At 74.2% G+C, this 18,492-nt stretch carries 18 protein-coding genes; 9 read left to right on the forward strand and 9 right to left on the reverse strand.

Features of this window, described 5'->3' with window-relative positions; genetic code table 11:
• Nucleotides 1–1,284 (forward strand): ATP-dependent helicase C-terminal domain-containing protein (locus ABD340_RS46685; protein WP_344598518.1); only part of this gene is annotated, 1,284 nt, incomplete at its 5' end.
• Here ABD340_RS46685 and ABD340_RS46690 read toward each other — a convergent pair.
• The 5 genes from ABD340_RS46690 to ABD340_RS46710 all read right to left on the reverse strand — a co-directional run bounded on the left by ABD340_RS46690 (nt 1,281) and on the right by ABD340_RS46710 (nt 5,288).
• Nucleotides 1,281–2,081, reverse strand: a complete 801-nt coding sequence (locus ABD340_RS46690; protein WP_344598520.1) for a TetR/AcrR family transcriptional regulator — start codon at nt 2,079–2,081, stop codon at nt 1,281–1,283. The genes ABD340_RS46685 and ABD340_RS46690 overlap by 4 nt on opposite strands.
• A 244-nt stretch (nt 2,082–2,325) precedes the next feature.
• Nucleotides 2,326–3,036, reverse strand: coding sequence for a hypothetical protein (locus tag ABD340_RS46695; RefSeq protein ID WP_344598522.1), 711 nt, complete (start codon nt 3,034–3,036; stop codon nt 2,326–2,328).
• A 30-nt stretch (nt 3,037–3,066) separates the two neighbouring features.
• Nucleotides 3,067–3,786 (reverse strand): anti-sigma factor, encoded by a 720-nt coding sequence (locus ABD340_RS46700; protein ID WP_344598524.1) that lies wholly within the window; start codon nt 3,784–3,786, stop codon nt 3,067–3,069.
• Nucleotides 3,783–4,391 carry a sigma-70 family RNA polymerase sigma factor gene (locus tag ABD340_RS46705; protein WP_344598526.1) on the reverse strand — a complete coding sequence of 203 codons (609 nt, stop codon included), beginning with the start codon at nt 4,389–4,391 and terminating at the stop codon, nt 3,783–3,785. Before ABD340_RS46705 ends, ABD340_RS46700 begins: the two co-directional genes overlap by 4 nt.
• 51 nt (nt 4,392–4,442) lie before the next feature.
• Nucleotides 4,443–5,288 (reverse strand): hypothetical protein, encoded by an 846-nt coding sequence (locus ABD340_RS46710; RefSeq protein ID WP_344598528.1) that lies wholly within the window; start codon nt 5,286–5,288, stop codon nt 4,443–4,445.
• Nucleotides 5,289–5,653: 365 nt separating this feature from the next.
• On the opposite strand from ABD340_RS46710, the gene ABD340_RS46715 reads away from it, so the two are divergent.
• Nucleotides 5,654–6,355 carry a nucleotidyl cyclase domain-containing protein gene (locus ABD340_RS46715; protein ID WP_344598530.1) on the forward strand — a complete coding sequence of 234 codons (702 nt, stop codon included), beginning with the start codon at nt 5,654–5,656 and terminating at the stop codon, nt 6,353–6,355.
• Here the strand turns inward: ABD340_RS46715 and ABD340_RS46720 are convergent.
• Nucleotides 6,318–8,531: an MMPL family transporter gene (locus ABD340_RS46720; RefSeq protein WP_344598532.1), complete on the reverse strand. Its 2,214-nt coding sequence runs from the start codon at nt 8,529–8,531 to the stop codon at nt 6,318–6,320. The genes ABD340_RS46715 and ABD340_RS46720 overlap by 38 nt on opposite strands.
• Before the next feature lie 214 nt (nt 8,532–8,745).
• Here ABD340_RS46720 and ABD340_RS46725 point away from each other — a divergent pair, with 214 nt between their 5' ends.
• The 5 genes from ABD340_RS46725 (at nt 8,746) to ABD340_RS46745 (ending at nt 12,990) form a co-directional block, all read left to right on the forward strand.
• Entirely contained in the window at nt 8,746–9,432 is a 687-nt protein-coding gene (locus tag ABD340_RS46725) for a response regulator transcription factor (protein ID WP_344598534.1), read from the forward strand.
• Complete coding sequence (locus tag ABD340_RS46730; RefSeq protein ID WP_344598535.1) at nt 9,429–10,874, forward strand: sensor histidine kinase; 1,446 nt, start codon at nt 9,429–9,431, stop codon at nt 10,872–10,874. Before ABD340_RS46725 ends, ABD340_RS46730 begins: the two co-directional genes overlap by 4 nt.
• A gap of 77 nt (nt 10,875–10,951) precedes the next feature.
• Nucleotides 10,952–11,380 carry a PPOX class F420-dependent oxidoreductase gene (locus ABD340_RS46735; protein ID WP_344598537.1) on the forward strand — a complete coding sequence of 143 codons (429 nt, stop codon included), beginning with the start codon at nt 10,952–10,954 and terminating at the stop codon, nt 11,378–11,380.
• Nucleotides 11,381–11,496: 116 nt separating this feature from the next.
• The gene (locus ABD340_RS46740; RefSeq protein ID WP_344598539.1) at nt 11,497–12,099 is read left to right on the forward strand and encodes a SirB2 family protein; all 603 of its coding nucleotides are present in this window, start codon (nt 11,497–11,499) and stop codon (nt 12,097–12,099) included.
• Between the two features lie 9 nt (nt 12,100–12,108).
• Complete coding sequence (locus ABD340_RS46745; RefSeq protein WP_344598541.1) at nt 12,109–12,990, forward strand: DUF4429 domain-containing protein; 882 nt, start codon at nt 12,109–12,111, stop codon at nt 12,988–12,990.
• Between the two features lie 24 nt (nt 12,991–13,014).
• Here ABD340_RS46745 and ABD340_RS46750 read toward each other — a convergent pair whose 3' ends face one another.
• Nucleotides 13,015–13,782 carry a class I SAM-dependent methyltransferase gene (locus tag ABD340_RS46750; RefSeq protein WP_344598773.1) on the reverse strand — a complete coding sequence of 256 codons (768 nt, stop codon included), beginning with the start codon at nt 13,780–13,782 and terminating at the stop codon, nt 13,015–13,017.
• An 89-nt stretch (nt 13,783–13,871) separates the two neighbouring features.
• Between ABD340_RS46750 and ABD340_RS46755 the strand changes: the two genes are divergently transcribed.
• Together ABD340_RS46755 and ABD340_RS46760 are read left to right on the forward strand one after the other, a co-directional pair.
• The gene (locus ABD340_RS46755; protein WP_344598543.1) at nt 13,872–14,468 is read left to right on the forward strand and encodes a CGNR zinc finger domain-containing protein; all 597 of its coding nucleotides are present in this window, start codon (nt 13,872–13,874) and stop codon (nt 14,466–14,468) included.
• A 22-nt stretch (nt 14,469–14,490) separates the two neighbouring features.
• The gene (locus ABD340_RS46760) at nt 14,491–14,652 is read left to right on the forward strand and encodes a hypothetical protein (protein WP_344598544.1); all 162 of its coding nucleotides are present in this window, start codon (nt 14,491–14,493) and stop codon (nt 14,650–14,652) included.
• 80 nt (nt 14,653–14,732) lie between these two features.
• Here the strand turns inward: ABD340_RS46760 and ABD340_RS46765 are convergent, their stop codons facing one another.
• Together ABD340_RS46765 and ABD340_RS46770 are read right to left on the reverse strand one after the other, a co-directional pair.
• Nucleotides 14,733–17,153 carry a GMC oxidoreductase gene (locus ABD340_RS46765; protein WP_344598546.1) on the reverse strand — a complete coding sequence of 807 codons (2,421 nt, stop codon included), beginning with the start codon at nt 17,151–17,153 and terminating at the stop codon, nt 14,733–14,735.
• Nucleotides 17,154–18,272, reverse strand: a complete 1,119-nt coding sequence (locus ABD340_RS46770) for an alpha/beta fold hydrolase (RefSeq protein WP_344598547.1) — start codon at nt 18,270–18,272, stop codon at nt 17,154–17,156.
• Between the last annotated feature and the right edge of the window lie 220 nt (nt 18,273–18,492).

Raw genomic sequence — 18,492 nt, forward strand, 5'->3', positions numbered from 1 at the left:
CGCGCGGTCGGCGCGCGGACCGCGGCGCAGGTCGAGGCGCTGCTGCCGGAGCCCCCGCCGCGCGCCGCCGGGGACGAGCTCGCCGCCGTCTGGCGGGCGCTGCGCCGCGAGGGCCCGCCCGCCGACGCCCACGCCGCCCGCTGGCGCGACGAGGTGCGCCGCCTCCGCAGGGCCCTCGCCGAGCCGCCCGGCGGTGACGCGCCCGGCGGTGACGCGCCCGGTGGTGACGTGCACGCCGGCGGCGCGCCCGGTGGTGACGTGCACGCCGGCGGCGCGCCCGCCGCCGGGACGGTGCGCCTGGACGACGACACCGCGGCCGGCACCGTGGTCGCGCTGGCCTTCCCCGAACGCGTCGCGCGGGCCCGGCCGGGCGGTGCGTCCGGGGAAGGCCACCTCATGGCGTCCGGCACCGGAGCCGTCCTCGCCCAGGGCTCCGCGCTGGCGAACGCGCGTCCCCAATGGCTGGCGGTCGCGACCGCCGATCGTCCCGCCGGGTCCGCCTCCGCCCGCGTCCGGCACGCCGTGGTGATCGACGAGGACGTCGCCCGGCTCGCCGCCGCGCCGCTGCTGGCCGCCGGCGACGAGATCGCCTGGCGGGACGGCGACGTCGTGGCCCGCCGGGTCGAACGCCTCGGCGCCATCGAACTGTCCGCCGAACCCCTGGCCGACCCCGACCCCGGCCGCGTGCGCGCCGCACTGGCAGACGGCCTGCGCGCCGCAGGACCGGCCCTCCTCACCTGGACGCCCGCGGCCACCGCCCTGCGCGAACGCCTGGCCTTCTGCCACCGCGCGCTGGGGGATCCGTGGCCCGCGATGGACGACGCCGCGCTGCTGGAGCACGCCGAGGACTGGCTCGCCGCCTCCGGCGCCCGCCGCCGCGCCGACCTGGCCCGCCTCGACGTCGCGTCCGCGCTGCGCGGACTGCTGCCGTGGGAGTGCGCCGTGCGCCTGGACGAGCTGGCCCCCGAGCGCGTCGAGGTCCCCAGCGGCTCGCGGATCCGCGTCGACTACTCCGGAGAGCGGCCCGTCCTGGCGGTGAAGCTGCAGGAGCTGTTCGGCTGGGAGGCCGCCCCGCTGCTGGCCGGGGGCCGGGTGCCGCTGGTGGTGCACCTGCTGTCCCCGGCGGGCAGGCCGGCGGCGGTCACCGCCGACCTCGCCTCGTTCTGGCGGGAGGGCTACAAGGCCGTGCGCGCCGAACTCCGCGGCCGCTACCCGCGCCACCCCTGGCCCGAGGACCCCGCCCACGCAGAACCCACCCGGCGCACCAACCCCCGCAAGCCCTAGGACGCCCCAGGGCCGTCGCGGGAATCGATCAGGGCCCCGATGCCGTCCAGGACGCGTTCCAGCCCGAACTCGAAGGCGTGGCCGGGGCCGAAGGCGGCGCCGTGCTCCTGGCCGGCGACCGCGCCGACCCGCGTCCCCAGCGGATAGCGGGCGGGGTCGACGAGCTCCTGCAGGACGGGTGCGACCGCCTCCCACCACTGCCGGTCGCTCATCCCGGTGCGCTGCTCGGCCCGCGCGGCGTTCACCGACGTCCGCGCCGAGCTCTCGGCGAACCCGGTCACCAGGGCCACCACCGAGTCCATCTCCAGGTCGCCGAGGCCGAGGCCGTCGACGGCGCGCAGCTCGCGCTCGTACTTGTCCAGCAGGTTCGGGCCCAACGGGGGCCGTCCCGTGGCGACCTGCAGCATCCACGGATGCCGGTGGAAGAGCTCCCAGTGGTCGCGCGCGATGCGCTCCAGCCGCTCGCGCCACCCGGCCTGCTCCCCGCCGCCCGGCCCGTCGTGATCGCCGCCGGAGGGGTCGAGCTCGCCGTACGCGCGGTCGAGCATCAGGTCGATCAGCTCGGACTTGCCCGGCACGTAGGTGTAGATCGACATCGGGGCGACGCCGAGCGTCTCGGCGATCCGGCGCATCGACAGCGCGTCCAGGCCGTCGGCGTCGGCGACGGCGATCGCCGTGGTGACGATGTCCGCCGCGGTCAGCCGCGGCCGGGGCCCGCGCCGCGGCCTGGGCTGGACGCCCCACAGCAGCTCGACGCTGCGCTTGGGATCGCCCGCGCCGCTGTACTCGGTCGTCACGGCTTCCATCCTGGCAGAGATCGCGCGCCCGCCCGGTGCCCCGGGGCGCGGGACCCGTACACAGCAGGTCGGAACCGCCGGACCATGGCCTGCGGTCGACGCTCCGCGCCCGATGATTCAGCCGGGTTCCGCCGTTCGTCGCCACACGCGCTTGATCGCTCCGACGAATTCGCAGGTAGCAGGCGCGGGACAAGCGCCATCACGGATTCGGTGCGCCGCTACCGCGCCATGGGCCGCTGAGCCGTCAGGGGAGGAGGGACGCCCGGTGGCGGGCCAGCGCCAGCGCCGGGTAGCAGTCCTCCGGGAAGGGCGGCGCGCCGTCGAGCGCGGCGCGCAGCCGCGGCCCCACGGCCGCCGGGTCATGGGGCTGCACCACGCACAGCTCCGCCTGCATCGCCTGCCGCGCCGCGGCCATCAGCGCGCGCACGTCCCCGACCACCACGACCTCGCCCGGGGCGTCGCTGTAGGACAGCCGCACCGCCAGCGCGTGCAGATCGGCGCCGCCCGCGTACCGGAACTCGCAGATCAGCCGGTCGCCGTCCAGCGGCCCTTTTTGGATCAGCCACACCTGCCCGGGCGTGACCGCGCCCAGCGCGTCCGCCCACGGCGGCTCGGGCAGCCCGCGCAGCTCACCGGCCGCGCGGCCGGCGACGCCGCGGATCTCGGCGGGGCCGATCGCCGCCAGCACGCGCAGGAACGACAGCGAACCGGGCGTCCCGGCCCTCCGCAGGACGGTGACCAGGTCGCCGAGCGCGGCCCGCCGGCCCTGCGCGTGCGGCGCGGCCGACTCCAGCGCGCCCAGCTGGGCGGAGGCCCACACCTCCGCCTGCAGCGCGCCGGGCAGGGCGGGCAGCTCGTCGGCGGCGCGCGCGTACGCCCCGTACACCTCGCGCAGGCCGGGCAGCATCAGCCGGGGCGGCCGGGCGGCCGTGGCATCGGATCGGGCGGCACTCACAGCTCCAGGCTAGCCGGGCCCCGCCCGGGCTCAGGTGGCCGGGACGGTGAGGAGCGTCCGGCCCCCGCCGATCGTGCGCACCTCGAACCGGGCGATCTCGTCAGGGTTGAGGGCGGTGCCGCCCTGCAGGGTCAGCGCCGGCGGCGAGCCGGGGAACCCGTACCCCTTCGGCGGGACGGACCAGCCCGCGACCACGTGCGACCGTCCCCTCCTGTCGACCGCGACCAGCTCGCACTCCAGCGGGCCGCGCACCCGGCTCAGCCGCAGCCCGACCACGCTGCCCCACTGCTTGCGCTCCATCGCCACCTGGCCGGTGACCCCGGTGCCGGGAGCGGTGGCCGCGACCTGGTGGCCGTTGCGGAGCAGGCTGTCCACGCCGCTCTCCACCACCGGCGGCGTCTCCTCCCGGTCGGCGCCGACCGTGACGCCGAGCCCGGCCGCGCCGCCCATCAGGACCAGGCCCGCGGCCACGCCCACCAGCGCCTGCGACACCCGCCGGCGGCGGTTCACGCGCCGGCGGCGCAGCAGCAGGTCCGACACCACCGTCGGATCGGGCTGGGCGGGCGGCATCGGGTCCTCGGTGATCGGCGGCAGCCCGTCCAGCGTGGCGGCCAGGCCGCGCAGCGCGCCCAGCTCCCGCTGGCAGGAGGGACAGGCCGACAGATGCATCTCGAAGGCGCGCCGGTCGGGCTGCTCGAGCAGCCCGAGCGCGTACGCGCCCACATCGGTGTGCTGGATCGTCGCGCTCATGGCGTCACGCCCCTCTCCTCCAGGGCGACGCGCAGCGCCCGGAGCGCGTAGTAGACCCGGGACTTGACCGTGCCCACGGGGATCCCGAGGGCCTTGGCGGCCTCGTTCACCGAACGGTCCCGGAAGAAGGTCTCATTGAGGATCTCGCGGTGCGCGGGGGACAGCGACAGGAGGGCTTCGGAGACGACCACGGAACGCAGAAGATCCTCCAACCCGTCAGGGGCGCGCATGTTCTCCAGCGGGCCCTCGCCCGCCTCCTGCGGCCGGGCGTTCTTGCGGCGCTGGTCGTCGATCACGATGCGCCGTGCCACCGTGGCCAGCCACGGCAGCAGGGACGTGGCGTTGGCGTCCAGCTGGTGCGCGCTCCGCCAGGCGCGGATCATGGTCTCCTGCACCACGTCCTCGGCCCAGTGCCGGTCGCCGCCGGTCAGCCGCAGCACGAACGACAGCAGCGGCCGGCCGTACACCCGGTACAGCTCGTTCACCAGCACCTGGTCGTCCACGGCGCCGCCGGGACGCGGGCCGCGGAACCAGCTCCAGGGGCCGGTGGGGGCCTGCGCCTTGTCACGGGTCGGTGCCGCGGTCGTCGAGGATCTGTGGGCCATCGGGGGTCTCCGGCTGTGGGATGCGGGGTTTGCGGGGGCTCGGGTACCGGCTCAGGAACCCGGGGGAGCGCCAGAGCCCGCGCCGCCGGAGGTGGCGCCACCGGGCGCGGACCCCCCGCCGCCTTGCGTCGTGCCTGTGCCGCCAGGGGCGGTGCCCGTCCCACCGGGGGCGTTGCCCGTGCCGTTGGGGGCGTTGCCTGTCCCGTTGGGGACGTTGCCCGTGCCGCCGGGGGCGGGGGCCGTGCTGTTGGGGATCGTGCCGCCGGGTGCCGCGCCAACGCTGCCGGGGGCGGGGGGCGTGCCGCCGGGGCCGTAACCGGGCGGCACGGGGATGCCCTGGGTGAAGCCCGCCCGGGTGCCGTTGGGCCTGGCGGCGAACCACGCTCCCGATGTGCCCTGGCCGGTCGCGTCGCCCGGCGCGGTGTCCTGCGCATGGCGGTACATCGGCCAGCCGTTCACCGTGAGCTGCAGGGTGCCGTCGGGGCGCCGGACCCGTCCGACCGACGCGGGGTTGACGCCGCCGCTGGCCCGCAGTGTCGGCGTCCAGCGCACCGGCGGCCACATCCGGGTGCACGTGCCCGTGCAGGTACTGGCCGACGGGCGGGCGCGGTCCCGGTCGTAGCGGTAGAGGGTGCGGCCGTCGTTGTCGACGACGACGCTGCCGAGCGTGCCCGCGACGTTGACGTGCAGCCTGGTGACGCCGACCGGCGCGCCGTTGCCGGGGGCTCCGCTGCCCTGGGCGGCCGAGGGGGGCTCGCCGTTGACGGGCTTGCCGTAGCCGTCGCCGTTCTCCAGCGCGCTGATGGGCATACCGCCGGAGCTCACACTGCAGGCCGTCAGCGTGATCCCCGCCACCACCGAGACGCCGATCGGGGCGACTCGTCGCCGGAGTGTCATGGGCGGCTTCCTTCCGGGTTACCAGGGGTGCCTGTCGGGATGCTGTACGCGGATGCGGCGGGCGGGGTTCAATGCCGGGAGTCGGACCGGGCGCCTTTCTTGGGCGGTCGGCGGCTTCTGACCGGCTTGTTCGTGTTTCTCCCTTACTTGTTCGGGAGGTTTTACTTACCTTTGCGACTGTCGCGCCTGGGCCCCACGTCCAAGAGGGCGGTCGACGGCATCACACGACAGCAGGAGGAGGTGCCACCGGGGCGACCGCGGGACCATCGCGGAGGTCCTCCGCACGAGGCGAACACTCACTCCGCATGTGGAGCGAATGAGGGCAACCGGCCCGATTCGCTCGGAGGACCGAGAGGCGATCGGGAGTGAACGGGAACGAACTGGTCTACCGGCTGCTTCTGGCCGTGGACATACAGGCGTACAGCAAACGGAGCACCCGCGAGCAGTTGCAGGCGCAGCATTCGCTGACCCGGGCGCTGGACCGGGCCGCCTTGGGCATCGGCCTGGAGCGCGCCCGCTGGGACAAGCAGGTCGGCGGCGACGGCGAGCTGGCCACCCTCCCCGAGGGCGTCGACCCCGCCCCGGTGGCCGGCGACTTCGTCATCGGCCTGGCCTCCGAACTGCGCGCGCTCAACGGCGCGCGGGAGGACGGGCCGCCGCTGCGGGTACGGCTCGCCCTCCACCACGGCACCATGACCGCCGGTCCGTTCGGGCCCGCCGGCGACGCGCCCATCGTGGTGCAGCGGCTGCTGGACTCGGCGCCGCTGCGCCGGCTCCTGGCCGACGACCCCGGGCGCGACCTGGCCTACGTCGTCTCGGAGTCGCTGTACGGCGACGTCGTGCGCACCGGCTTCTGCTCGCTGCCGCCCGCCGCGTTCCAGGCCGTCAAGGTCACCGCGAAGGGCACGGCGTTCCGGGGCCACATCCTCACCGGCCGGACCGAGGCGCACGGCGCCCCCGGCCGGGACGGGCGCCGCGCGGACAGGGGCGGGCCGGGCGACCGGTCCGCCCCGCCCCCGGGGGCACGCGTCATCGACTTCCCGCAGCTGATCCGGCAGCGCGCCTGACCCGCCGGGACGGCAGCCACCAGGTCGCCTCGCCGAGCATCGTCAGCACGGCGGGCACGAGCACCGAGCGCAGCACGAAGGCGTCCACCGCCACCGCCCCCGCCAGCCCGGCGCCGACCAGCATGCCCTCCATGTCGCCGCTGAGCACGAACGCCCCGAACACCGAGATCATGATGACCGCGGCCGAGGCGATCACCCCGCCGCCGCGGGCCAGCCCCGCGTGCACCGCGCGCCGCGCGTCCCCGGTCCGCAGCCACTCCTCGCGCATCCGCCCGGTCAGGAACACCTGGTAGTCCATGGACAGGCCGAACAGCATCGCGATCATGATGATCGGCAGGAACGAGGTGATCGGCACCGGCTTGCCGATGCCGAGCACGCCGGTGCCCCACCCCCACTGGAACAGCGCCACCGTGATGCCGAACGCGGCGCCCGCGGCGGCCACGTTCATCGCCGCGGCCAGCAGCGGCAGCACCAGGCTGCGGAAGGCCGCCAGCAGCAGGAGCGACCCCAGCGCGACGATCGTGCCGAGGAACAGCGGCAGCCGGGAGGTCAGCTCCGCGGCCAGGTCCTTGTTGATCGCCGTGCCGCCGCCCACCAGCACCTCCAGCGACCGGTCGCGGGCCGCCGCGCCGTCGCGGAGCCGGTCGATCAGCGCGTCGGTGCGGGCGTCCTGCGGCGCGGTCGCGGGCACCACCGCGACGATCGCGATCCGCGGCGCCGCACCGCCCGACGTGCCCGCGGCCTTGCCGGCGCCCGGGCCGGCCTGCGCGGGCAGCGGCACCGCGTCGGCCCTCGCCACGCCCCGCGTCGCGCGGAGCTCGGCCGCCAGCCGCTCCACCGCGTCCGGCGGCACCGGCCCGCCGCTCCCGCCGCGCTCGCGGACCACCAGTTGCAGCGGGCCGTTGAAGCCCGGCCCGAACCCGTCGGCCAGCAGGTCATACGCGCGGCGCGCGGTGCTGGACTCCGGCAGCGTGCCCTGGTCGCTCATCCCCAGCCGCAGCGCGAACGCGGGCAGCGACAGCGCCGCGACCAGCACCAGCGCGGCGGCGGCCAGGATCCTGGGACGGCGCTGCACGACGTCGGCCAGGCGCGTGGCGGGGCTCCGCCGGCCGCCCGCGTCGTCTTCGGCGCCGGTCCCGGACGCGGCGGGCCGGCGGCGTTCGCGGCGGCTCAGCACCCGCATGCCCAGCAGGCCGAGCAGCGCCGGCAGGAGCGTGAGCGCGGCGACGACGCTCAGCAGCACGGTCAGGCAGGTGGCCACCGCGACGCCGTTCAGGAACTCCAGGCCCATGGCGATCATGCCGAGCAGCGCCACGCACACGATGCCCCCGGCGAACAGCACCGACCGGCCCGAGGTGCGCGCCGCGAGGATCGCGGAGTCCTCCGGCGGCAGCCCCTCGCGCAGCCCGGCCCGGTGCCGGGACACGATGAACAGCGCGTAGTCGATGCCGACGCCCAGGCCGATGAGGGTGCTCAGCAGCAGCGCGGCGTCCGGGACGGTCAGCACGTGGCTGAGCAGCCCGATCCCCATCAGGCCCAGCCCCACGCCGAACATCGCCGTGACCAGCGGCAGCAGCATCGCCAGGAACGATCCGAACGCCAGGAAGAGCACCACCGCCGCGGCGGCGAGCCCGACGAACTCCGACAGGTGGGGCGGGGGCTGGTCGGAGCGGCCGGCCGCCTGCCCGCCGACCTCGACCCGCAGCCCCGGCGTCGCGGCGGACCTGGCGGTGTCCACGACCCGCTTGATCCGGTCGGTGGCCAGGTCGTCGGCCGGACGGGTGAAGGCGACCTGCGCGTAGGCGGTGCGCCCGTCGGCGGTGATCTGCCCGGCGCCCTCCGGCGCGTACGGGCTCACCACCTGGCCGACGTCCGGCAGCGTCGCGATCCGGTCCAGGGCGGCCCGCATCCGGTCGCGGACGGCAGCGTCCCGGACGTCGCGCGGCTCGGTGCCACCGGTCCGCCACACGATGACGTCGGTGTCGCCCGACTGCTGCGGGAAGGCCGCCCGCATCAGGTCGGCGGCCCGGACCGACTCCGACGCCGGCAGCTTGAAGTCGTTGCTGTACTCGCTGCCGGCCGCCTGACCGGCCAGGACCGCGCCGCCGAGCGCGGCCGCCCACAGCAGCAGGACGAGAAGGCGATGCCGGAAACACCAGCGCGCCGTAGAGACCACGATGAGGCTCCTGTCTTCGTGGAAGGACAAGGTAACGAGCCTCAGCTTCGGCGGCCGGCACCCGCCCGGCCATGCCGCGACGGCCTTTCACAACCGATTCTCAAGTTCCTCCGAACGTGCTCAGAGGCACCGGCGCCCCACCCGCCCGATACTGGAGGCGGCAGCGAAGGAACGGCGGCACGAGCCGCGGGAACCGGACGAAACGGGGCAGGCGATGGACGCACCGACCGTGCTCGTGGTCGAGGACGAGCCGAGCCTGGCCGACATCCTGCGGATCACGCTGGAGTTCCACGGCTTCCGGGTGCTGCGCGCCGGCACCGGCGCGCGGGCCGTCGAGCTGACCCGCAAGCACCGTCCCGACCTGCTGCTGCTCGATGTGATGCTGCCGGACGGCAACGGCTGGCAGGTGTGCCGCACCGTCCGCGCCGAACGCGAGGACGTCCCCGTGGTCTTCCTGACCGCGCGGGACGCCCCGGCCGACATCGTCGGCGGGCTCGCGCTGGGCGGCGACGACTACATCACCAAGCCGTTCAACATCGACGAGGTGGTGGCGCGGGTGCGGGCGGTGCTGCGCCGCGCGCGCCGGCAGAGCCCGCCGCCGGCGGTGCTGCGGCACGGCGACGTGGAGATGGACGAGGCGACCTGCACCGTGCGGCGGGCGGGCACGCCGGTGGAGCTCACGCCCACCGAGTACGCCCTGCTGCGCTACCTGATGCTCAACGCCGGCCGGGTCGCCACCAAGGAGGAGATCCTGCGCGAGGTCTGGCGGTTCGGCTTCTCCGGCGAGTCCACCGTGGTGGAGACCTACATCGGCTACCTGCGCCGCAAGCTGGACCCGCTCGGCCCGCCGCTGATCGTGACCAGGCGCGGGATGGGCTACCGGCTGCGGTCGGCCGAATGATCCGCCTCGGCCGGCGGCGCCGGCCGCGGTCGCTGAGCTCGCAGCTCACCACCGCGAACGTGGCCCTGCTCGCGGTGGGGCTGGCGCTGCTCTGCGTGGCCGGCCTGGAAGGGCTCGACCGGTTCATGTTGCGCGCGGCCGACGAGACCCTGGGCGACGCGCGCCGCGCCGTCCAGGGCCTGAACACCGACGTGGCCCGCATCCAGGCCGTCGCGGACGCCGGCGCGGCGCTCGGCGCGCCGTTCCAGGGCACCGGGACGGGCGTCGCACCGGCCACGGACCGCGACCTGGCCTTCGTTCCCCTCTCGCCCGCCGGCCAGGCCCTGCCACTGGGACGTTCGCTGCCCCCGGGCGCCCTGCAGAAGTCCCTGGCGCGCGCCGCCGGAGACCCCGCCCGGCTGTCCGACGGCGAGCCGCAGACCGTGCAGAGCGGCGGCACGCTGTACAGGATCACGGTCCTGCGGCTCTCCGACGGCAACTACGTGCTCCTCGCCCTGTCGCTGGAGCCCCGGGACCGCGCCGTCCGGCGCCTGATACTGCTGAACGCGTGCGCCGGCACCGTGCTGCTGCTGGTCCTGGCCGCGGTGTCGCGGGCCGGAGCGCGGCGCAGGCTGCGCCCGCTCGGCGACATGGTCGGCACCGCGTCCGCGATCGCCGAGGGCGACCTGACCCGGCGCATCGCGGGCCGCGGCCCCGCCAGCGCCGAGGTGGAGGAGCTGCGCGGGGCCCTGAACGCGATGCTGCACCAGATCGAGTCGGCCTTCGAGATACGCGAGAACAGCGGCCGGCAGCTGCGCCGGTTCGTCGCCGACGCCTCCCACGAGCTGCGCACCCCGCTCGCCGCCATCCGCGGCTATCTCCAGCTGGCCGACAAGGGCATGCTGGACGGTCCCGAACGCGACCGCGCGATGCGGCGGATGGCCGCCGAGGCCGACCGGATGGCCCGGCTCGTGGACGACCTGCTCGCACTCGCCCGGCTCGACCAGTCGCCCGAGCTGCGTCCCGCGCCGGTCGACCTGGCCCGCGTCGTGCGCGACGCCGCCGCGGACCTGCGCGCCGTGCAACCGGCCCGGCCCGTGCAGGTGGACGTGCCCGAAGACGGCCTCACGGTCGACGGCGACGCGGCCCTCCTGACGCAGATCGCCGGGAACCTGCTGGCCAACGTGCGGGCCCACACCCCCGAGGACGCCCGGGTGCGCATCGTCCTGCGGCGGGAGCCGGGCCGCGCGGTGCTGGAGGTCGGCGACGACGGACCGGGCATGGACCCCGGCGACGCCGAGCGCGTGTTCGACCGCTTCTTCCGCGCGGGCGAGAGCGGGGGCGGCAGCGGGCTGGGGATGGCGATCGTCCGGGCCGCGGTCGAGGCCCACGGCGGCACCGTCGCGGTGGACACCGCGCCGGGGGAGGGCTTCACCACTTCCGTGCGCCTTCCGCTGCCCTGACGCACCGTTCCGATCATGAACGTCCACCAGCGGGGTACGGCGACCCCGGACGACGCGGCGACGAGAGGAGACCCGACATGGCGGACGAGGCGGCGCTGGCCGCGCTGGTGGCCGAGCGCGAGCTGGGCGTGCTGGCCACGCTCAAACGGGACGGGCGGCCCCAGCTGTCCAACATCATCTACCACTTCGACCCGGCCCGCCGGCTGGTCCGCATCTCGATCACCGACGACCGGGCCAAGGCGCGCAACCTCAGCCGCGACCCCCGCGCCAGCCTGCACGTCAGCGCCCCCGACGGCTGGTCGTGGGCGGTCGCCGAGGGCGACGCCGAACTGTCGGCGGTGGCCGCCGACCCGCACGACGACGCCGTGGCGGAGCTGATCGACCTCTACCGCGCCATCCGCGGCGAGCACCCCGACTGGGACGACTACCGGCGCGCCATGGTCGCCGAGCGGCGCAGGGTCGTCCGGCTGCACGTCGGCCGCTTCTACGGGCAGCCGCCCGGCTGACCCCGGCTACGACGGGTGCGGTAGCCGGGGCGCGCGCGGCTACCGCACCCGTCGTACCGGCGAAGCAGCCGGTGATGCGATGCGTCGCGGCGGACCGTACCGGCACCGTCGGCGGCATGACAACGACACAGCCGACCGCGCCCGAGACGACGTCCGAGACCGCGACCACCCCGGCGGCGCCAGGGCCGGCCCGCACGCGGCCGCGTCAGCGCCCGCGCTTCTCCCCGCGGACCCGCAAGGCGATCCTGCTGCTGCACGTGGTCAGCTCCATGACCTGGCTGGGCCTGGACATCGGCCTGCTCGCGCTGAGCATCACCGGCTTCACCAGCGACGACCCGGTCACGCTGCGCACCGCCTACCTGTCCATGAACATGATCGGCGACACGGTGCTGATCCCGGCGAGCCTGCTCGCCCTGGTCAGCGGCGTGGCGCTGGGCGTGGGCACCAAGTGGGGCCTGGTCCGCTACCGCTGGGTGCTGGTCAAGCTAGTGCTCACCGTCATCACCGCCGCGCTGACCGTGTTCTCGCTGCGCGACGGCCTGAACCAGGCGGCCGCCGGGGTCATGGCCGAGCACCCGAGCGCCGGCGAATCCGCCGACGGCCTGCTCGCCGCACCCGTGGTGTCCTTGAGCTGCTACCTCTTCATGACCGTGCTGTCGATCTACAAACCGTGGGGACGGACCCGCCGCCCGACCCGCAAGACCGGACGTACGCCCTAATATCCATCTATGGCGGAAGTGGCCTCCAAAGACGGGGCTTGGACCTTCGACGGCGAAGTCGTACGGATCGTGCCCGGTCACGACCGTTCGGTGCACAAATTGCGCAAGGCGCTCGGCGAACTGGTCGTGCCGCTGGAGGCCATCCGGGGCGTGACCTACGAGCCTGGGCGCAAGGGCGGGCGGCTCAGGCTGCGCCTGCGGGACGGCGCCGACCCGCTCTCCCAGGCCGTCGCCGGCGGGCTGCCCGACTCCGCCGACCCGTACACGCTGGCCATCGGCGCAGACCGTACCGGCGCCGCCGAGTTCCTCGTCGACGATGTCCGCAACTCCCTGCTGGTCTGGGAGATCCCCGAAGGCCCTTGCGACCGCTATGTCCTGCCCGGCCCCGGCGTCCCGCTGACCGCCACCGCCGGGGACGGCACCGCCTCCTTCGACGGCGAGCGCGTCCGCCTGGAGTGGAACTGGCTGGCCAGCGGATCGAAGACGGACGCGGGCACGCAGGTGTTCGAGCTGAAGGATCTCACCGGCGTCGAATGGGTCCGCCAGGTCGGCATGGGGTACGGGTACCTGCGCTTCAGGCTTCGCACCCCCGGCCCGGACCGTTCCCCGGAAGAGGACCCGCGCGCCCTCTCCTGGGGCATCCAGAAGGAGGGGGGCACGACGGCGCTGCTCGCCGCCGCCGTGCTGGCCCGGCTCCCGCACCCGTCCGGGACCGGCGGCGGGAAGGCCGCGCTCGAGCCCGCCCCGGACGGGGCGGGCCGACCCGCCGACGCGGCCGCCGACCCCGACGCCATGGTGCGGCGGTTGCGCGAACTCGGCGAACTGCACCGCCAGGGCGTCCTGACCGACGAGGAGTTCACCGCCGCGAAGCGCACGTTGCTCGGGATGTGACCACCTCCGGCCGCCCCTCCCCGCTCAGCCGAGCACGGCCGCGAGCAGGCGGTCGTCGCCGCGCTGCCACAGCGTGCCGATCTCGGTGAACCCCGCGTCCGTCAACGCGGCGACATGTGTGGAGAGCAGGCCCGACTCCGAGCCGTGGTGCCCCGCGGCCGCGCCGTCGTGGGACTGCCTGAGCGGGGCCAGGTCGGGGTCGGCGGCGACGGCGTCCCACCACTGCTCCCAGTCCTCGGGACGGTCGTCTCGGAAGCGCCGCCTGGTCCGCAGGTCGCGCAGCGCGCGGTCCAGCCCGGCCAGGGCCGGGGCGGTGTCGTCGACGCCCAGATGGTCGCCGTTGAGGAACAGCCCGCCCGGCTGCATCACCGTGGCCAGTTCGCCGTAGGTGACGGCCAGTTGGTGACCGGAGATCCAGTGCAGCGCGGTGGTGCTCACCGCCGCGTCCACCTGGCGGTCCAGGCGCAGCCGCGCCGCCCAGCCCGGTACGCGCAGGTCCAGGTCGGTGAAGCCGAGCCCGGGACGGTCCGCGTGCACGGACCGGCCCAGGGCCAGCAGCAGCGGGTCCGTGTCGATGCCGATCACGGTGGCGTCCGGCAGCCGGTCCAGCAGCCGCCCGGCCAGCGAGCCGGGTCCGCAGCCCAGGTCGAGCACCAGCGGGTCGGGACGGGCGGTGCCGGCCTCCACGGCGTCGATCAGCGCGGTGAACCGGTCCTCGCGATCGGGCAGGTAGCCCTCCTGCTGGCGGTCCCAGCGCTCGATCCAGCGGTCGGCCACGGCGCGTGCGAGCATGGTCACGAATCCTCCAGTCACTGTCATATAGACTTTGGATAGTTACCGATGTCGCGCCAACGCTACGACGCAAGGATGTAACCGGTCAAGTGAACTTCGACAGTCACACCGATTCGGCGGTGACCGCCACCGTCGGCCTGGTCAACGCCCTCACCCCCGGCGAGCGCCGCGGCCGCCCGTACCCGGCCCCCGGGCCGTCCGAACGCACCGCCGCCGTCGGCGCGGCGCTGCGCGTGACCGATCCCCGCAACGCCGAGGTCACCGAGGAGCAGGCCGCCGCACTGGTCCCGGTCGCGCAGGCGCTCCGGGAGGTGTTCGACGCCGCCGCGGCCGGAGACGTGGACGCCGCCGCCACCCTCGTCAACCGCATGCTGGAGGACACCCGCGCCCGTCCCATGCTCGCCCGCCACGACGGCGAGCCCTGGCACCTGCACTTCCACGGCACCGACGTCACCTTCGCCGACTCGTGGGCGGGCCCGTGCGCCACCAGCCTGGCCGTCGTCATCGGCAGCGAACTGCACGACCGCCTCGGCGTCTGCACCGCCCCCGCCTGCGACCGCGTGTACGTCGACACCTCCCGCAACGGCACCCGCCGCTACTGCTCCACCGCCTGCCAGAACCGCGTCAAGACGGCGGCCTTCCGCGCCCGTTCCGCCTCGTCCACTTCCGGCCGCGAAGGAAGCTGAGATACGGCCCGCCGTCCGCGAGGTGCTCCTGCCCTGGTGCCTGGACTACCTCGACCGCCTGGAGGAGCTCCTGGGCGTCCACAGCCGGTTCGAGAACGGCGGGCAACCGGACGACCACCTGGACCTCATCGACCAGGCGAGAGGCGTCTACCGCGGCCGCCTTCCCTGCCCCGGCCGCCGGTGACCTGTTGATCGCAACGAAAGGACGCGGGTGGAGAGCACCCCGCAGTTCTCTCCACCCGCGTCGTCTGTGGACGGCCCCGCTCAGCCGAAGTCGGGGCCGTAGACCTCCCATAGCTCGCCGGCGAAGAAGCGGCCGAAGGAGGCCAGGGCCGCCGCGCCTTCGGGGCCCGCCGTGCGGAAGGTGGTGAGCTGGCGGGCGAAATCGGCCAGATGGATGTTCAGCACGCCCGCGCCCACGACCGCCGCCTCATCGGCCGCCTTCTCCGCCGTGCTCTCCTCGACGTGGCCGTCCAGCACGCGGACGTACAGCGTCGAGGTGTCGGGCCAGATACGGGTCGGCGGGCCGTGCAGGACGTTCTTGTGGCCGATGAGGGTACGGGGCCGGTCCTGCTCGTCGGCGAAGTACAGGCGGTACTTCATCAGCCGGCGGTCTTCGTCGCCCCCCGGCGCGAAGAGATTGAACCAGCCCCGCTGGACGGGCCGCCGACCCCCGTGACCGGCGGCCTCCACCCACCCCTCGGCCCGCGCGGTGTGCTCGGGCTCGGCCAGGAAGCGATCCACGTCTTCGGCGGTGATGGTGAGCCGGAACGAGAACCGCTCGCGGCCCCCGTCCAGCTCCCCCGCCCGCGGATCGGTCGCCCCGAGGGTGATGAACCCCTTCATCTCCTCGGTGAACGACAGCGACGTACGGCCCGGCCCCTCCGGGGACGGTCCCCTGGTCCCCATCGGTTCCCCCGTTCCGGTGCCGTACGCCTTGCCGTTCACCGCCCCGCCGGGCGAGCCGGTCCCCGTCACCGGCTCGGCCCCCGTGTCGGCGGGGCGGGACTCGCCTTCCAGGATCCGCGTGGCCATCCGGTCGGCCATCGCGGCGATCGTGAGCGAGGGATTCGGCCCCACCGGCCCCGGCATCGCCGCCCCGTCGGCGATGTAGAGGCCGGGGAAGCCGAACACCTCGCCGAAGGCGTCGCAGACGCCCTCGATCGGGTGCCGCCCCATCGGGGCGCCCCCCAGCGGATGAACGGTGATCACCCGCTTGCGGAACCAGATCGGGTTGTCGGCGTACTCGGCGCCCAGCACGTCGGCGATGCCCTGCATCGTCGTGCGCAGCCGCTCGAAGTGCGCCGTGCTGGTCTCCGCCGACCAGTCGGCGTCCAGCCGCCCGTCCTTCAGCGCCAGCCGCCCGTCGGCGGTGTCGCGGCCCATGCCCAGCAGCGGCAGCGAGCTGACCGACAGCGCCCCGTCGCCGATCAGATCCGCCAGCTCCTTGGACAGGTTGGTGTCGGGCCTGTCGGAGAAGAACTCGGTGAAGCGGCTCCACAGGAACTTCACCGCGCGGTCGATCTGGTCGGCCAGATCGAACGGCTGCACCATCCAGTCGACGAACCCCGGGTAGCCGCCGTCCTGGATGTAGGCGCCGCGGCCGGCGCCTGGATGGCCGTCCAGCTCGTCCGGCAGCCGGATCGCGCTGGTGATCACCGGGCCGCGGCTGGCGTCCAGCGGGCGGACCCGGTTGCGGTCGCGCGCCTTCAGCAGGAAGGTCAGCAGGTCGCCGTTGCCGCTGAACCGCGAGCCCAGGACCGGGCTCAGCCCCGGGAACGCCTTGCGCGACTTCAGCAGCAGGAAGTTCGTGCCGTAGGTGCCGGCGCCCAGGATCAGCCGGTCGCAGGTGATCGTGCGGACCGGCGGCTTCTTGGCCTTGTGCTCGAGGTCGTGGTGGACGTAGTCGACCGCGTAGCCGCCGCCCCGCCGCGGCCGGATCGCCTTGACTTCGTGCGAGGTGCGCAGGTCGGCGCCGTGGAACCGGGCCGCCGACAGGTAGTTGTGGTCGAGGGAGTTCTTCGACCCCTCGTTGCAGCCGATGTCGCACTCGCCGCACAGCCGGCAGGTGCGCCGCCCCCCGCCGTGCAGGTTCCCGTAGCCGGGGTCGACGATCGGCAGGCTGACCCCCGGCGCCGCGCCGCGCTCGGGGGCGAAGCTGACCGCCAGCGGCGGCAGCGCCCAGTTCAGGCCCAGCTCGGCCGCGGCGTCCTGCATCGCGTGCGCCTTGGGGGTGTCGTCGAACGGGGCGCGGTCGAGCGGGTAGGGCGTCGCGCCCATCATCTCCTCGACCTGGTCGTAGTGCGGGTCGAGGTCGTCGCGGCACAGCGGCCAGTTGTCGTAGCCGCCGTCCAGGCCCTCGTGGACGAACCAGCGCTCGTCCTTGCGCAGCAGCACGTTGGCGTAGATGAGGGAACCGCCGCCCAGGCCGGAGGAGACGACCGAGTCGCAGCCCTTGAAGCTCCAGATGTCATACATGCCGTACAGGCCGGCCGAAGGGTCCCAGAAGGCCCGTCCCATCTCCGCGGGGGAGCGGGGGAACGAGCCCGGCGGGTAGGGCTGGCCGCGTTCCAGCAGCACGACCGACTTGCCCGCCTCGGCCAGCCGGTAGGCGGCGACCGACCCGCCGAACCCCGAGCCGACGACGACCGCGTCGGCGTGCTCGGTGCGCACGTCCTCGGTCATCTAGGCGGCCTTCCGGTCGGTGGCGTGCTTCTGGAAGTGCGCGAGGATCCTCGGGTAGACCTGCTCGTGGGCGTTCTTGCCGAGGATCGGGTCGATGTGCCCGTAGCCCGGCAGCACCTCGAGCTCGTGCCGGCCCGGGACGACCTTCGACAGCAACGCGTGGCACACCACGTTGGAGTCGGTGAAGATCCGGTTGTGGTCGCCGGTGATGAACAGGATCGGCGTGCTGATCTCGCGGGCGCGGGCCAGGTAGCTGGCCGGCAGCGCGCGGAGCTTGGGATCGCGCGGGTCGTACCGGACGGCCTTGCCGGCCTTCACCATCTTGCGGATGTGCCGGTAGTAGTGCACGGTCGACGCGCCGTTGATGTCGGCGAGCCGCTCGTGGGTGTGGGTCTCGGGCGCGAGGTTCTCGTGCATGAAGAACCCGGGCCGGCCGCTCGCCCACATGAAGCTCTGCATGTGGCAGGCGGACTCCTTGCACTCGGGATGGAACGCCGAGATGACCTGGGACATGAGCCACCGGCCGCTGAACTTGGGCGCGTCCTTGAACCGGGGGTCGATGTAGGGCGAGCCGAGGACGTAGTCGGCGAAGTCCGGGCCGACCGCCATCTTGACCTTCGACCACGGCGGCACCCGCGGGGTGAGGGAGACGCTGTTGACCACCAGGCTGGCCAGGTCGTCCTTCACCACGCCGCCGAACAGGCTCATGCTGAACGACAGCGCGCCCAGGCAGTGCGCGAACACATGCACGCGGCGGTCGCCGATGTGGCGGCGCAGCTCGGCCATCGCGGCCGGGTAGTCGAACAGCGCGATGTCGTCGAGGGACCAGCGGCGCCCGCCGGTGTTGTACGGGAAGCGGTTGCTCATCCGGAAGTCGAGCGCCCACACGTCGCCGAAGCCGTTGTCGAGCAGGTAGCTCACCATGTTGTAGATCTCGGGCATGGCGAACAGGTCGCTGGAGGAAGTGAGCCCGTGCATGAGCAGGACGACGTCGTCGCTGTCCTCGCGGTGGAAGCGCGACAGCGAGAGCAGCAGGTCGTCCTCGGTCGTGAACGGATGCAGCGACACCTCGGCGTCTCTGACGCCCTCACCCGAGAAACGTCGGATTCGGCGTGCCATGTGTCTTTCCTCCCGGCTCAATGTCGGTCCCAACGATGGCAGTCGCGTACGACGGCGCGGCATCGTGGAAAACCCGTAATCCGCGGTCCGTCCGCGGGCCCCGTACGAAGTCGGAGTCCGTTTTCGCACGAACGGTTCATTCTCGTCCGGATCTTGGCACGAATCTGTGCCGCACGGCACGGCGCCGCACCCGTTCCGCGAGATCGAGGAACGGGCGGTC

The sequence above is a fragment of the Actinomadura vinacea genome (assembly GCF_039532545.1).
GTDB lineage: Bacteria > Actinomycetota > Actinomycetes > Streptosporangiales > Streptosporangiaceae > Spirillospora > Spirillospora vinacea.